Source organism: Longinema margulisiae (assembly GCF_025266855.1).
GTDB lineage: Bacteria > Spirochaetota > Brevinematia > Brevinematales > Thermospiraceae > Thermospira.
On record NZ_CP053071.1, the window covers coordinates 1,329,076 to 1,343,936 of the forward strand.

At 46.8% G+C, this 14,861-nt stretch carries 14 protein-coding genes; 12 read left to right on the forward strand and 2 right to left on the reverse strand.

Translation table 11 applies throughout. From position 1 onward, the window contains the following. The first annotated feature begins 470 nt into the window (after window positions 1-470). A complete protein-coding gene (locus BREVNS_RS05925) occupies window positions 471-632 on the forward strand; it encodes a hypothetical protein (protein ID WP_483426102.1) in 162 nt (53 codons plus the stop codon). A gap of 327 nt (window positions 633-959) precedes the next feature. On the opposite strand, the gene BREVNS_RS05930 is transcribed toward BREVNS_RS05925, so the two are convergent. Then, window positions 960-1,721: a TatD family hydrolase gene (locus tag BREVNS_RS05930; protein ID WP_483426103.1), complete on the reverse strand. Its 762-nt coding sequence runs from the start codon at window positions 1,719-1,721 to the stop codon at window positions 960-962. Window positions 1,722-1,819: 98 nt separating this feature from the next. Here BREVNS_RS05930 and BREVNS_RS05935 point away from each other — a divergent pair, with 98 nt between their 5' ends. From BREVNS_RS05935 to BREVNS_RS05965, 7 genes are all read left to right on the forward strand, one after another. Beyond that, window positions 1,820-2,860, forward strand: coding sequence for a M23 family metallopeptidase (locus tag BREVNS_RS05935; RefSeq protein ID WP_483426104.1), 1,041 nt, complete (start codon window positions 1,820-1,822; stop codon window positions 2,858-2,860). Window positions 2,861-2,897: 37 nt separating this feature from the next. Beyond that, window positions 2,898-3,320: a bactofilin family protein gene (locus BREVNS_RS05940; protein ID WP_483426105.1), complete on the forward strand. Its 423-nt coding sequence runs from the start codon at window positions 2,898-2,900 to the stop codon at window positions 3,318-3,320. A gap of 27 nt (window positions 3,321-3,347) precedes the next feature. Next, window positions 3,348-3,854, forward strand: coding sequence for an STAS domain-containing protein (locus BREVNS_RS05945; protein WP_483426106.1), 507 nt, complete (start codon window positions 3,348-3,350; stop codon window positions 3,852-3,854). Beyond that, a complete protein-coding gene (gene lpxA / locus BREVNS_RS05950; protein WP_483426107.1) occupies window positions 3,851-4,633 on the forward strand; it encodes an acyl-ACP--UDP-N-acetylglucosamine O-acyltransferase in 783 nt (260 codons plus the stop codon). Before BREVNS_RS05945 ends, lpxA begins: the two co-directional genes overlap by 4 nt. Further along, the gene (lpxB, locus tag BREVNS_RS05955; protein WP_483426108.1) at window positions 4,626-5,762 is read left to right on the forward strand and encodes a lipid-A-disaccharide synthase; all 1,137 of its coding nucleotides are present in this window, start codon (window positions 4,626-4,628) and stop codon (window positions 5,760-5,762) included. The genes lpxA and lpxB overlap by 8 nt, the downstream gene beginning before the upstream one ends. Beyond that, window positions 5,741-6,145 (forward strand): Holliday junction resolvase RuvX, encoded by a 405-nt coding sequence (gene ruvX / locus BREVNS_RS05960; protein ID WP_483426109.1) that lies wholly within the window; start codon window positions 5,741-5,743, stop codon window positions 6,143-6,145. The genes lpxB and ruvX overlap by 22 nt, the downstream gene beginning before the upstream one ends. Window positions 6,146-7,099: 954 nt before the next feature. Continuing rightward, window positions 7,100-7,729: a response regulator gene (locus tag BREVNS_RS05965; protein WP_483426110.1), complete on the forward strand. Its 630-nt coding sequence runs from the start codon at window positions 7,100-7,102 to the stop codon at window positions 7,727-7,729. Between the two features lie 136 nt (window positions 7,730-7,865). Here the strand turns inward: BREVNS_RS05965 and BREVNS_RS05970 are convergent, their stop codons facing one another. Then, window positions 7,866-9,098: a hypothetical protein gene (locus BREVNS_RS05970; protein ID WP_483426076.1), complete on the reverse strand. Its 1,233-nt coding sequence runs from the start codon at window positions 9,096-9,098 to the stop codon at window positions 7,866-7,868. 159 nt (window positions 9,099-9,257) lie between these two features. On the opposite strand from BREVNS_RS05970, the gene BREVNS_RS05975 reads away from it, so the two are divergent. From BREVNS_RS05975 to BREVNS_RS05990, 4 genes are all read left to right on the forward strand, one after another. Next, a complete protein-coding gene (locus BREVNS_RS05975; RefSeq protein ID WP_483428037.1) occupies window positions 9,258-11,240 on the forward strand; it encodes a hybrid sensor histidine kinase/response regulator in 1,983 nt (660 codons plus the stop codon). Between the two features lie 70 nt (window positions 11,241-11,310). After that, window positions 11,311-12,480, forward strand: coding sequence for an HD-GYP domain-containing protein (locus tag BREVNS_RS05980; RefSeq protein WP_483426111.1), 1,170 nt, complete (start codon window positions 11,311-11,313; stop codon window positions 12,478-12,480). Continuing rightward, window positions 12,465-13,481 carry an AmmeMemoRadiSam system radical SAM enzyme gene (gene amrS / locus BREVNS_RS05985; protein WP_483426112.1) on the forward strand — a complete coding sequence of 339 codons (1,017 nt, stop codon included), beginning with the start codon at window positions 12,465-12,467 and terminating at the stop codon, window positions 13,479-13,481. The genes BREVNS_RS05980 and amrS overlap by 16 nt, the downstream gene beginning before the upstream one ends. Further along, window positions 13,471-14,853: a 6-hydroxymethylpterin diphosphokinase MptE-like protein gene (locus BREVNS_RS05990; RefSeq protein ID WP_483426113.1), complete on the forward strand. Its 1,383-nt coding sequence runs from the start codon at window positions 13,471-13,473 to the stop codon at window positions 14,851-14,853. Before amrS ends, BREVNS_RS05990 begins: the two co-directional genes overlap by 11 nt. The last annotated feature ends 8 nt before the right edge of the window (window positions 14,854-14,861 follow it).

Below are 14,861 nucleotides of genomic sequence, written 5' to 3' on the forward strand. Positions count from 1 at the left end.
CCTCGTCGCATGCTACGCATGCGCCTCGGACGGATGGTGGGCCGCTTTTGCGGGTAGTGAGAAATCCCACTCCCCAGGGAAAGTCCTTCCTCGCGGGGCGACCTCAACTCGTCCTCCTGACTTCGGAAGCATAGCGCCCACCTCGCTCCGCCGATTCCCCGCCAAAGCGGGGGCCCCGCGGCTACGCTTCGGTGGGCTTTTCGGGCAGAGCAACAGAAGAGGTCGCCCCGGACACCTCCTGTGTCCTCCCGTCGGAAGGACTTTCCCGTCGGAAACCAAAGGGCCCTTTTCATAACCGCAAAAGCGCCCAGGCGGATACTGAGCGAAGTCGAAGTGGGGTACAGAAAAAAAAGGGGGGTGAAAGAAAGAACGGGTCTTCCTCTCCAGAATGGGGCTTTCTCCCACCAGCCCGCAGGGCATGTGTTCCCCTGGTGGCTTCTGTCAGAAGGCACCGCAGGCAGGGGCGGGGTGTGGGGGACGAGTCAGCAAGAAGGGGGCTTTCTGAGGCCGCAGGGCGCCCGGCTATTACCCTGTCTCAGCCAAAGGCAATGGTTAAACGTTTAACCTCTCTCTATCCACCCCCTCATGGCTATCGCTGTCACCCTGTTTCAGCTAACCACCCCGCCGGTTAAATGTTTAACCCTTCTCTATACAAACTCCACATGTCTTTTGCTATTACCATGTCTCAGCAAACCCACCTTCTGGTTAAACGTTTAACCTCCCCTCATACAAACCCAAACAATGACGACCACCTTCGTTCAGGGAGAAAAGCCTACCCCGGCTATCACCATGTTTCAGCAAACGAGCCCCCTTTGCTGAAATAAGGTCATAGCAAAATCTCCCGGCACCCTTCTCCCAGAGAAAAGGGCTTGTCCTATTCCTGTGTCGAGACCTTTACACATTCGTGCAAAGGTCTCGATTTTCTCTTTGAAGGGAGTTTTCTTTATTTTGTTTTGGGTTTATACATCTGGTGAGAGAAAAACCTTTGAAAAGTTGGTTTCTATTTGTTTGCAGAGATCATCAAGGGGTATAGTGAGAAACTCGGCCACAAAGCGGTAGGTGTATTCGATATAGGTGGGAAGATTTTTCTTGCCCCGCATGGGGATAGGGGCAAGGTAAGGCGCATCGGTTTCTAAAAAAAGCCTTTCTTGAGGAGTGAGTTTGAGGGCTTCACGAAGGGCGTGGGCGGAAGGATAGGTGACATTCCCTGCAAAGGAAACGTAGATTTTGTCCAGGAACAGAAATTTTTCAAGTTCTTTTGCTCCATAGCCAAAACAATGGAGAATCACACTGGTCCCCGGGTGAAAGTTTTTGAGGATGGTCAGGGTGTCTTCAAAGGCATTTCGTGAATGGATGAGAACAGGCTTCCCGTAATGGTGGGCCAGTTCTAATTGCTCTGCAAAAAGTTTTTGTTGTTGGTGGGGAGTACCGTACGCGTGGTGATAGTCAAGCCCTATTTCTCCGATGGCTATGGGGGAGAGAGTTTCTATCCATTGAGAGAGCTTCTTTTTTTCCTCTTCGTTCCAAATGGTACAGAGTTCAGGGTAGTAGCCAATGGCCCGTTTGATACGGGGGTGAGGCGATTTTTCGAAAAGGCTTAAGATTTCCTTGGGGGATATCGATATATCGATAAGATACCGGATGGTATCAAAAGGTATGTCGGCTGGCCAGTCAGGAGAACCAAAACAATGGGTGAGATGACAATGGGTATCAATATACATAAACTTGACTTATCTCTTATTTTAGGGTACAATATTATACAGCACAAAAATACATTTGGCTATTTTTATTCAAAAAGGTGAGGACACAAGGAGGAGTTATGGCTACCTACCGACGGAAAGTAAGCCGAAATGCGGAATTTATTCAGAAGCGCGATGAGATGTACCGGAAGACAAACTGGCAGAAATTTAAGGAGAAGTGGAGACTTTTCTGGTCTGAGATGAAGAGACAGCTTCAGCGTCTCATGATGAAGATTCATGAGAAGGGTTCTCAGCGCTTGACGATCATGGTGGTTCCCCATAGCGAGAAGAAGACCATCAATATCCATATCTCAAATTATGTGCTCTTTTTTACCACCGTTCTTTTAGTGGCCATGGTGGTGACATCAATGTACACCATTTCTGAAAATGCTCAGGCCAACAAACAGGTGGTGATTCTTCGCCAGTTAGATGATTATAACAGGAGACAGATTGCGGAGTACAAATCCAGTATTGAGTCTGTTTCTGAACGTTTTTATAATTTCAAAAGTGATATTGGGAGTATCATCAGTGGGGTTTCCAGCGAGAAGAATTTTCAGGAGTTGAATCCTATAGAGATCAAAGAGAGTTCAAACACGACGGTGGCCAAAGGGGTGAAGACCCTTGAACAGATGCAATTTGAACTTGATGTGATTCGAGAGAATGTGAAGCGGTTAGGGAAGTATGTGATGGATCACAAAAAGCTTCTCCGGGAAATGCCCTCTCGTTATCCCCTTCAGATGCGGGGTCGTCTCACTTCCAAGTATGGGCCACGTGTCGATCCTGTGTACAAGTGGCGTATTGAGAACCATCCAGGTATTGATCTTGCCGTGATTCCAGGTACTCCGGTATTAGCGGCAGCAGATGGAACCGTACGCATGGCTGAGTATAATGGTGGTTATGGGTTGGTTGTTGAGGTGCAACATAAATATGGGATGGCTACCAGATATGCACACATGATGCGTTTTGGTCCAGGCATCTATCCTGGTGCCCAGGTGAAACAGGGACAGGTGATCGGTTATGTGGGAACAACAGGGAAATCCACAGGATATCATCTCCATTATGAGGTTCGTATTGGAGGAGAGACTGTCAATCCGCTTCCCTATGCGACCATGTTAGAGTAAAAGAAACAGTTCATAAGCAAGGAGAAAAGGGGTAGGTATGGCTGATGAACAGATGATGATGAATGGAAATGAGGAACTGAGTAATTCGGTGATAGGGCATAATAACTGTTTTTCAGGAGAACTCCGTTCTGATGGGCTTTTGCGGATTGATGGGGATTATTGCGGGGTTATCAAAGGGTATGGGACGGTTTTGGTGGGGCAGCGTGGTCGTATCAAGGGAGATATTTATGCCAAAAAGGTGCGCATTGGGGGGAAGGTCAAGGGAACGGTCTATGCTCTGGAGAGGGTGGATATTCTTTCGACGGGCAAATTGGTGGGGGATATGTATACCAAACGCTGTCAGCTTGAAGAGGGTATGACCTTTACAGGCAAGGGGAATATTCTTCCTGATCAGCAACTGGAAGAGATCTTCAATCGAGAGGTGAAGAACGCTCCCAAAATTTCTATGGAAGATTTTTAAGTTTGAGGATAAAGGGGTAGAGATTGTATGGAAAGTTCAAAGGTGTATGTTGGTGTTGTAGATAGGCATGTCTATGTGGTCAAGGTTATTGGAAGGGGGACGCTTGAGTATTCCACGGAGATTTTTGAGACCTTTTCCGAAAAACTTGACAAAAATGAACTTGAGGCTTTGTATTTTGATCTTTCAGAAACCCAATATCTTGATAGTTCGTTTATAGGAGTGATTGTTTCCCTGCAGAAGAAAATGAAAAAAGACAAGAAAGGGGAGCTTTTTATCCTGAATCCTTCTCAAAAAGTGATAGAGATTTTTGTCACCATGGGGCTTGAAGACCTTCTTCCGATGAAGGTGGAGACGCAACTCAAGAATGTGGAGTATACCGAGGAACTGGCGCAGCGTCTTGAGAAGACAGAGGAATCTATTCGTATTCTGTTGCAGTCTCATCAGGATCTCATGGAGGTTAATCCCCAGAATCGTCGTCGTTTTCGTTTGGTTGAAGAGATGCTCAAGAAAGAACTGGAAAGGTTTCAAAAATGAGTATTCATCCTACGGCAGTGATTGGTCCAGAGGTTGTTCTGGGGGAGGGGGTGAAGATTCATCCCTATGCGGTTTTGGATGGAAAGATTACGGTTGGGGATGGGTGTGAGATTGGTCCCTTTGTTCATCTCACCGGCTGGGTTACTATCGGAAAAAACACCAAGATATACGCGGGGGCCGCTATTGGAACTCCCCCGCAGGATTATTCCTTTGATGGGACTCCCGGTCTTGTGGAGATTGGGGAAAACTGTGTGTTGCGGGAGTATGTGACTGTCCATACCCCTGTTCGTGGTGGTGAAGGGGAAAAAACCATTGTTGGGGATAATTGTTTTCTCATGGCCAATTCTCATGTGGCTCACAATGCCAAGTTGGGCAAAAATGTGGTGTTAGCCAATGGGTGTCTTTTGGCCGGCTATGTGGAGGTAGAGGATTTTGCCTTTCTTTCGGGAAATTCTGCTGTTCATCAGCACTGTCGGGTTGGGGCTTATGCCATGGTCGGGGGACTGACCAAGGTAGTACAGGACGTTCCACCCTATGTTCTTTGTGATGGAAGTCCCGCGGTAGCTCATGGACTCAATGTGGTAGGGCTTCGCAGGCGTGGGTTTACCCAGGAGCAGAGGTCGATGCTCAAAGAACTGTATAGAATACTCTACAGTGGCCTTTCTCTTCGGGAGGCTATAGCCAAGATGCAAGAAATGGCTACAGATCCGTTGGTGGCGCATTTTGTTCGTTTTGTGGAAAAAGCCGAAAAACGGGGTATTATCAGTGCCAGTGAATAGGCTTTTTTTCTCAGCGGGAGAGGTATCCGGGGATATTCATGCGGCTCGTCTCATCCGTTCCTTGCGTCGTCGGGCTCCAGAGGTGGAGATTGTTGGGCTTGGTGGACGCTATATGGCTCTGGAAGGGGCAGATCTTTTAGACGGGGATGTTTCTCTTTTGAGTACGGTGGGACTGACAGATTCGCTTCGTTTCTATAAGCGGAAAAAGGCTTCTTATGAAAAGGCGGTTGCGTATCTTGCTTCTCAAGAGGTCAGGGGAGTGGTCCTGGTTGATAACCAGGGGTTTAATATTCCCCTCGCTCGTTTTTGTTATGAAAAGGGGATTCCGTGTGTGTACTATATGCCACCCCATGTTTCTATCTGGGGGAGATGGAATGCCCCTAAACTCATGCAGTGGTGTCAGTATCTTTTTGTGAGTTTTCCGGAGGATTATGAGGTGTATCGTCAGTATGGCGATCATGTGGGCTTCTGGGGACATCCACTGGCTGAGGAGATCAGGGAATACCTTGGACAGCGAGGATACAGGGAGAACAAGGATGTGGTGATAGGGCTTTTCCCCGGTAGTAGATACCAGGAGATCGAAAATTTGCTTCCAGAGATGCTTCTTGCCGTCAAGAAAATGCCTTCTTCCTGGAAAGTGTGCTTGGCCATTTCCCATCCTGATTATGAACAGATGATTCGTGAACAGATAGTTTCCTGTGGTTTAGCTAACCGAATTCAACTCAGTTTTGATGCCCGAGAGGTTCTCTTTCAATCTACCGTGGTGGTGGCTTCATCGGGAACTATTACCCTTGAGGCGGCTCTTTTTCGCAAGCCGGTGATTTTGGGGTATCGTATTTCTTCTCTTTCTTACTGGATTGGACATCTTCTTCTCAAGGAGAAGCTTATTGGTATGCCCAATATTCTCTTGCATGAGAGGCTTTTCCCCGAGCTTCTCCAGAAGGACTGGAATCACGAGCGTATTCTCTCATGGATAGAATTTTTTCTTTCTCTCTCAGAAGAGGAAAAGAAGCGTTATCAAAAGGCCTACGAGAAAATATGGAGTCTTCTTTTGAGGGAAAATGGTCATGAGGCGGTGGCTTCTCAGATTGGAAAGGTTTTTGGTCTATGGGAAGAATCCTTGCCATAGATGTGGGAACAAAACGGGTGGGTTTGGCTCTCTCTGATCCCTTGCGTTTGATTGCTTCACCATGGGGGTCTTTGCCAAGGGATGGGAAATTGTGGGAGCAGCTCAAAGCCATCTGTGCCAAAGAGGGTGTGGATCTCATTGTGGTGGGCTATGTGGCCTCGGACTATTACGGGACAGCGACAGCCATGGTGAAAGCGTTTGTTGAAGAGATGCAAAAAGTGATAGCTCTTCCCGTCACCTTTCAGGATGAGTCTTATTCTTCAGAAGAGGCGGAGGGTTATCTTCGTTCTTGTGGCAAAAAGAGATCTCCTCGGGAGGACAGGGATAGTCTTGCTGCCACACGGATTCTCTGGGAGTATTTAGAGAGTTCTCGGAAAAACTGAAAAAATTCGAGACCTTTGCACGAATGTGCGAAGGTCTCAAAAAAGCAATAAAAAAAGAAAAAGAGTATAAAATATTCCTTACTCCAATAAAAAGCTCTCTTTTTGAACAAAAAAATGCAAATAGGCCCTTGTGAACGGAAAAATCGGGGTTTCAGGGGTGTTGCCCCTGACCCAGACAGGGAAAGCAAACACCCGTGCAAGAGTCTCAATTCTTTTCTTCAGGCAAAGATTCTTCGTGGAGAGAGCGTGATAGTCTTTTGGTTTTTTTAAAAAGGGCAGGATGGTTGTCGTTTCCCATATGAAACTGAATACCTATTTTCATATTTTCTGTGAAGGGAAATAAAACAAAAGTTATCTGTCTGATGTCTATTGAAAAAAGAGTTGTGCTTGAAAACATGACGGCAAGATGTGGCTATTACCCTGTTTCAGCTAACCCGTTGTTCTTTGCTGAAACAAAGTCATAGCTCTCGCCCATGCCGCGGTGCCATATCCAAAAAGCCTCTCCTGAAAAAGAAGCCCGGCGGGCTGGTAACAGAATAAACTCTCTTTTCTCCCCGGGCCGAGCCACAAGAGGTGGCGAGGAAGCTCAAGGTCAGATAGGACGTCTGTCCTTGAGCGGCTACAGAAAATGGAGGGGGTCATATTTTTCTTCCAGCCTGCAAGATAAGAGAAAAAAGAGGGTTCCCAGAAACCGTTGCAGGGGCGAAAACGGGGTTTTCAAAAGGGGCGGAGCCCCTTTTGCCCCGCGCGGGAGCGCTTCGTAGAAGAAGGAAAATGGGTAAAAAAAGTAGCCCAAAACTGAAAGAGAAAAGATGGTCGAACAAGTATTCAGTTTTTGTGTGAAGATAACCATTCTGGATGAATGTGGAACAACATAGCAAGGGCAAGATGGTCGCGAGAGGTTTTTTATTTGCTTTTTTGTTTTTCTTGTGATATGATAGACAGGGAGAAGGTATGGCGTATCATCTTGCCATTGTTGAGGATGAGGCAGTCGTTGCCCATAGTATTGCCCAGAAGCTTGTCAAGTTAGGGTATGAGGTCAGTGGGGTTTTCTCAAGGGGGGAGGATCTTCTGTCTTTTCTTGAAACGGCTGGGGTTGATCTCATTTTGATGGATATTCAACTTCAGAATGGGATGAGCGGGATAGAAGCGGCGGGAGAAATTCTCAGAAGATATCATATCCCTGTTGTGTATTTAACAGCCTTTTCTGATGATGCCACCCTGGAAATGGCGGCAAAAACGGAACCCTACGGATATCTTATCAAGCCTTTCAACGATCGTGAACTCAAAGCCACGGTGGAAATGGCTCTCTACAAGGCGTCGTCTCTGAGGGAATTGGCCTATCGAGAAGCCAAATGGGAGGCCATGTTTACCCATATTCGGGAAGGGCTTGTTGTCACAGATCCCAAAGGGCTGATCATCTCGGCAAACCCTGCTATGGAGAAGTTAGTTGGGTTGTCACTTGAGGAGATGCGAGGCAGGAGTCTTGATGAACTTTTTTTGTTTTCTCATCAAGTAGGAAAGGCTGGAAAATCGTTTGATTACGTTTCCAACAGGAGACCTGAAAGAGAGAGAAAAGGATAAAGAAGTTACCCCTGGCTCAAAAGATTTTTGTCAACTGTAGTATACAGGGAACATTTTAGATAAACAAGTTTTTTCTGGGGAAAGTACCCTTTTTAGGCCATAAAACAGGGCAATAAGTACGTACCATCCCTATGTTTTATATCACATCCTGCCAGTAGACACCATCGATAGCCTCATCACGATTATAGTAGTAATGCAAACGCACAGCAAGAACATTGGTTGCCCCTTCTCTTTTCCATACCCCTACATCCATTCTCTGGTTTATGGTTCGCATCACCCGTTCTGCCCTTGAGGTTGTTCCTGGCAAACCATCTTCACTGTCACAGGCGAACATGTCTTTTTGAGCACGAAGAAGATAATAAAAACAATGTTTGCGCCCTTTTTCGTGAAATAAGTCAAGAAGATTCTGAATATGCTGTCTGCGCTCGCTTTGATAACCAAGTCTTGTTTGCCAGTCATTTTTGTACCCCAAGAAACAGGCTTTCCCTGTTTCAGCGACAATATTTGTCCACTCAGAAGAACGATATCTCACTCTATCAAGACGAAGAAAATACTTCAATTGATAACTTACATGCCACAAACATCGTTGAAAAACGATACCGGGATGTTTGCCCTGGTTAATCCCTGTATCTCCATCGACAACAAGAAAAAACCGAGAAAAAGAGTGTTTTTCTTGAATGGGCTTAAGAAGTTTGTCCCAACCTGCATGGTAATTATCCACAAGAAGGCCTGCTATTCTTGTATTTTTTCCTGTCAATGGGGAGGCTTGTTGCCTCTCCTGCAAAAGAATTTTAGCTTCTTCTCCTTTTTTCTTGCCCTGAACAGGAATACCCGTCCCATCGGCTTCTCCACAGGGTTTTTCTTTTTCTGAGATACTGAAATGTATCTTTCTCCCAATATTTTGAAGGTTTTTCCAGAGGGTGCTAAGACCTATTTTATACCCTGTGAAGGAAAGAATACGAGCGGCCACTCGATAGGTGGTAAGAGCCCCGGCTAAAGCCACTCTGTAGATATCTTTCAGGATTTGCCTTTTTCGCTTTTCTACACCAAGAAGAGATCTTGTGAGAAAAAGTTTTCTTCCACACTTTTTGCATTGAATTTGGAGCTGAGGAAGAGTGATCTTTCCAAAGGGCATCAGAACAAAAACAGTGTTTTTTCCATGCTTTGTTTTCCATATGAAGTGATGTTTTTCTCCGCATGTACAGGTGATACGACCTTCTTTTATTTCTTTTTCTGCCACTTCTACAGAAATCTGATGAACAAATGACTCAAACACTCCTTTGATGGCCTGGAGAAAAACCACCACTAACGTCTCAAGTTTTGTGTCAGGGTAGTCGATAGTCAAAGTGAAGGTGAATTCTTTACGCATGGGTTCCTCCTTGTGTCCTATTATCGGCCAGGGAGGAACTTTTTTTTGCTTTTCCTCATCTTCCCACTGCAGGTCTCCTGAAAAAAACGTTACCAATCGTTTGTTCTTGAAGTAAAAAAGACGGGTTTTCGTACAGCCGTGTTCTGGGATTCGTCTGTGATGATGAATCAATATACGGAGAACTTAGGTGTAGTCCATATGTTTCATGATATCTCCGAAATTGTGGAGTATGAAGAGGCTCTCTCCCAGAGTGAGGAGCGTTATCGAACATTGGTTGAGGATCAAACGGATTGGGTGGTGCGATTATCGGAGGATGGAACGATTCTTTATGCCAATAGGGCTATGGCTTCTTCCTTGGGGTGGGAGGTGCAGCAAATCCATGGACAGAATTTCTTTGAGATTGTTCCGCTGGCTGATAGAGCGAAATGGCGAGATGTGCTGTTGTCTCTGGAATCTTCAGAGGATGTGGCTTCACTTGTTTTAGACTATGAAAGGTATGGGGTGCGGTATGTGATTGAGTGGCGCTTTCGTTGTGTGCATTTGAAGGGACAAACGCATACCTGTTGTGAGTTTCAGGGGGTGGGACGTGATATTACCCTTCTCAGGGAGACAGAGGAGGCACTTCGCGAGGAAGATGAGTTTTTGAAGCGGATTCTTATGAGTATTGATGAGGGGGTGGTGATTGTTGATGAAAGGGGGGAGATTGAGTTTGTCAATCCAAGAGGGAGAGAAATTCTCTCTCTCACAGGGGAAGAAAGGGGGCTTTTGTTAGAAAGGGTGAGTTTTGAAAGGCAGGGGGGAGAGAAAATAGAGGATTTTACTCTCCTTGTGCAGGAAATCCAGAAGTGGCCTGCCGGGGTATGGACACTTATCAATCGACGTGAAAAACGCTATGAACTCATGATAGACCTTTCTCTTTTGGGTGAGGCGGAGAAGAACAAACGGGAATATGTGCTTCTGATGACGGATATGACGCTTTTCAATCAACTCCAGCAGGAGTTTTACAGAGCGCAACGGCTTGAGGCGATGGAGGTGTTGGCGGGAGGGATTGCCCATGATTTCAACAATATTCTAACGGTCATTCTGGGCAATATTTCACTTCTTCGAATGCGATTGGGGGATTCTTTCCCTGAAACAAAGGACTATCTTCAGGAGGCGGAAGCCGCCTGTGAGAGAGCCAAGCAACTTACCACACAGATGCTTTCTTTTGCCAGGGGTGGGGCACCGGTGATCAAGTGGGAAAATGTGTTTCAGATGGTGGAGGATACGGTTCGGTTTCTTCTTCAGGGCTCGGCTGTTCGCTGGCATGTAGAGAGAAAGACAGAGGATGTTTCCATTCCGGTGGATATTGGCCAGTTGGGACAGGTTATCCAGAATCTGGTGCTCAATGCCCGTGAGGCGATGAAGGATGGGGGAGATCTCTGGATTGTCTTTGAGGGGGTAGCAGCGGAAGAGGTGCATGGGCGTATTCCGGATCCGCTCCCCGGGGTACAGCAGTATCTCTGTATTGTGGTGAAGGACAACGGACCAGGAATTGATCCGTCGGTACTTTCCCGTATTTTTGAGCCGTATGTTTCTACCAAGGCACGGGGGAGTGGGCTTGGACTGGCTATTGTGTACACTATTGTTCGAAAGCATCATGGTCTTATTGAGGTAGAATCTACACCGGGGGAGGGGACCACATTTTCTCTTTATTTGCCGGTGTATAGTGTGGCTGAAGAGAAAAGGGAAATAGTTTCTCCCGTGGGGGAAAAGAAGCTCTCTGACGATGGGAAACGGGTATGGATACTGGATGACGAGGTGGGGATTGTCCGTGTCCTGGAAAAGAGTTTACGACAGCGTGGCTATGAGGTGGAGAGTTTTCAGAGGACAGAAGACTTTCTGAAGCGGATAGGGGAAATATCTTCCCAGGATGTGGTGATTATGGACATTACCATGCCAGGGGAAATGGCCGTTGAGGAGAGACTGCAAAGGGTATTTGCTGTGGCCCCGGAAGTGGGGATTATTCTCATTAGTGGTTATGCGAAGAAGAGTCTTGCTCTTCCTGAACGTGAGGGGATGGTGTTTCTCACCAAGCCTTTTACGGTGCAGGAACTTTTAGAAAAGATGTACGATCTTCTTCAGGAGAAGAAAAATTCGTAAAGATGGTTTGGTTTCTCTTTCTACTTGACAAAATGAAATTCTTCCTTACACTAAAAAGGAGGAGGAGAGCGTGGCAGATCAATTGGCGGTGAGTGTGAACTTTCTTTATCCCGGGATTATTCTCAAGGGGGATGCTTTTGCCGAAAATGGGGAAAAGGTGCAGGATGGGTATGTTCCTTTCACAGATGAAAAAATAGCCTGGCTCAAAGCACGAGGTATTCGCACGCTTTATTATACCCCTTCGGAGGAAAAATCTCGGTGTACAGGCGGAGAACCCCTTATTCCGGAGGAAACCCTTGAAAAAGGACTTGATATAGCAAGAGAGGTGGAACAGCGGCTTCGTCAGAATGCCCCGCTTCCTACCAAAGAGATCAATGGGCTTATCGACGAACTGGTAGAAAAGGTTGTTCCTCTGAAAGGGACAACATTGAACCTTGTGGAACTGAAAAACTACGATGAATATACCTATACCCATTCTCTCAATGTTGCTCTTCTTTCCCTTCTGATGGGGAAAAAATTGGGGTACAATGAGGATCAACTGAAGATTTTGGGGGTGGGTGGGATGCTTCACGATATTGGCAAGGTGAAGATTCCCCTTGAAATTCTCAATAAACCGGACAGGCTTACCCCAAAAGAGTTTGAGGTGATGAAGCGTCATCCCGTGTATGGTTTTGAGATGGTCAAAAATGTCTATTCGCGTTTTGTGCAATCCATTGTGCTCTATCATCACGAGAAGGTTTCAGGGACAGGCTATCCCCTTGGCAAGAAGGGGACAGAGATGGGAGAGTTTGCTCAGATTGCCAGTCTCTGTGATGTCTTTGATGCCATCACCAGCAGTCGTCCCTATAAACCGGCACAGCCTTTCTGGTATGCCCTTCTGTGTATTTATCGGGAACAGGGGAAAAGTTTTGCCCCACGACTTGCCCAGACTTTTGTGAAAGAGCTTCCCCAGTATTTAGGCGAAAAACCCATCTTTCCAGGGGGAAGCTTTGTGAAGCTAAATACGGGTGAGATTGCCTATATTCCTCGGGATAGTCGGACCATCTGGCCGGTGGTGTATCTTCTCATCAATGAGAGGCGGGAGATCCCTCAAAGGTGGGTGATTATTGACCTTTCGTTGGATGAAACCCGGATGGTGGAGAAACAGATTTTTGACGAAAAACTCATAGAATCTCTCAAAAAGGTAGCTCAGAAGTTTCTTGATCCCGGGGAGGCACCACCAGAATGGAAACTCAAATGAAAGAGGCGCTTTTCTGGTCAGAAGAAAAAGAGGGTGCGCGCTGTCATCTCTGTCCTCATCACTGCTTGGTGCGGGAGGGAAAGTCGGGCATATGTGGAGCCAGGGCAGTGCGGGATGGCAAACTGGTCTCTCTGAACTACGGTCGTGTGGCCGGCATGGCCATTGATCCCATTGAAAAAAAGCCCCTGTTTCATTTTTATCCTGGATCCCGAATCTTTTCCATTGGAACGTTAGGGTGCAACCTTCACTGTCCTTTTTGCCAGAATGCGGGGCTTTCTCGTTTTTTTGATGGCTATGGGGGGAAGAGTGAGGATATTGATTTTGTCTCTGTGGAGGAACTAGTAGGGCTTGTGGAACGGAGTCAGGGGGAGAGAATGGTCGCCTATACCTATTCTGAACCCATCGTCTGGTATGAGTATGTCTTAGAAGCCATGGAAGAATGTCATAAAAGGGGTATCAAGAATGTGCTGGTTACCAATGGGTATATTGAAGCAGAACCTCTTGAGAAGTGGCTTCCCTTTCTTGATGCGGCAAATGTGGATCTCAAAAGCTTTCGTGAAGAGGGATACAGGAAATTAGGGGGGAGTCTTGCTCCGGTCAAAACAACCATCCGCCGTCTTTTTGAAGCCGGTGTTCATGTTGAGGTGACAACCCTTGTTGTGCCCGGTGTGAGTGATTCTCTTCTCGAGATGGAGGAACTCTCTTCCTGGCTTGCTTCACTCTCCCCGGAGATACCCTTTCATCTTTCGAGGTATTTTCCCCACTATCGTTATCAGGAACCTCCAACAGCCATTGACCTTCTTCATCGTATGCGAGAGGTGGCTAAAAGACATCTTCATCATGTGTATGTGGGCAATGTGATGGAAGATGCCTCTACCTTTTGTGCGGGATGTGGGCAGCTTTTGATTCGTCGTACTGGCTATCAGGTGGATGTGGTTGGTCTTGAGAAGGGGAAGTGTCTTCATTGTGGAAGGTCTCTCTGGGGGCGATATGCAGATTGAAAGGGGGGAGGAAAGATTTCGTTTTGTGCGGGTAGAAGGGCGTTATCTCTATAGCCCCTATGATCCCTTTCGGGAGATAGAACGTACCCTTGCCAAAGAGAGGCTTCCCGAGAGGCCTTTTTTCGTGCTTTTTGGTTCAGCCGAAGGCTATGTGGTGGAGTTCTTGCTGGAGAAGGGATATAGTCTTGAGGATATCTGGTGTCAGGAACCGCTTCCGGAACTCTCAACGTGGATGAGCCTGCATTATCCTGGTCTTGATAAAAACCTCTCTGAACGTCTCGAAAAGGCCCTTCTTGAGGGCAAAAGACCATTTCTCTTTGCCCTTGAGGGGTACAAACGGTTTTTTTCATCGGCGTATGAGGACTTCTGTCAGAGATATACGCTTGTTTTGACGCAGGCGGTGGAGAATATCAAGGTGACGGCCTTTTTTTCCCGTCTCTGGTGGGTGAATCTTGTGCGAAATATGAGTCTTTTTCGGGAGGGGAGGCTTTTCACGTTTCCGGAGAAAGGCTCTTTAGAAGAAGATGTGGTGGTGGTCGCCTCGGGACCTTCACTTGAGGCTTCTCTTGGTGAATTGAAAGAGTGGGCTTCTCACGGGGGAAAAATACTCTGTTGTCTTTCTTCGTATGCCACATTGAAGGAAGGGGGGATTACCCCATGGGGAGTGGTGGTAAGCGATGCAGGAGTGGCCAATGTTCTCCATGGGATGGGACTTGAGAAGGATGTGGTGGTGTTTGCCAGTCTCTATGCAAGTTCTGCTCTTTTGGTGTCCCTTGAGTCTCCCGTGGTGATCTATGATTATGCTACCGAGGTGGAGAATCCCTCTTTTGTGCTTTCTACCCCTTCGGTGGCAGTGGATGCCCTTTCTTTAGCCACAAAGCTTTTTTCCGGGAAGGTGTATGTGGTGGGGCTTGATCTTGCCTATACCACGGCGGGAACTCACACACAAACCAATATCCTTTCCCGGCTTTCGAGGGTTTCTTCTCACCGGCTGAAAACGGTGGAAACGATGAGTATGGGTTTTTTGTCCCGTCGTGATATCGAAGAGGTGAAACGAGGGGTATGGACCACACGAGCTTTTTCTCTCGTAAAAGCGGAGGTGGAAAAACGTTTCCCCATGGTGAGTATAGTAAAGCCCCTCCTTGAATGGTCTAACCCCACCTGTGAAGCGTTACCTCTTCCTGGAAAAACAGGAAAGGAGGTGGCGTTTGTGCCCATCGAAGATGGCGAGAGAGTTCTCCAAAAGGCCCGTATGGAAATTGAAAGGCATGAAGCCCTTCTGTATCTTCGAGAACAGATGAGTGGGGGGACATCAGAGAGATTGAAAAGACTTTTGCTGGATAAATACATGGTTCTGGCTAGAGAACCATAAAAGAAAAA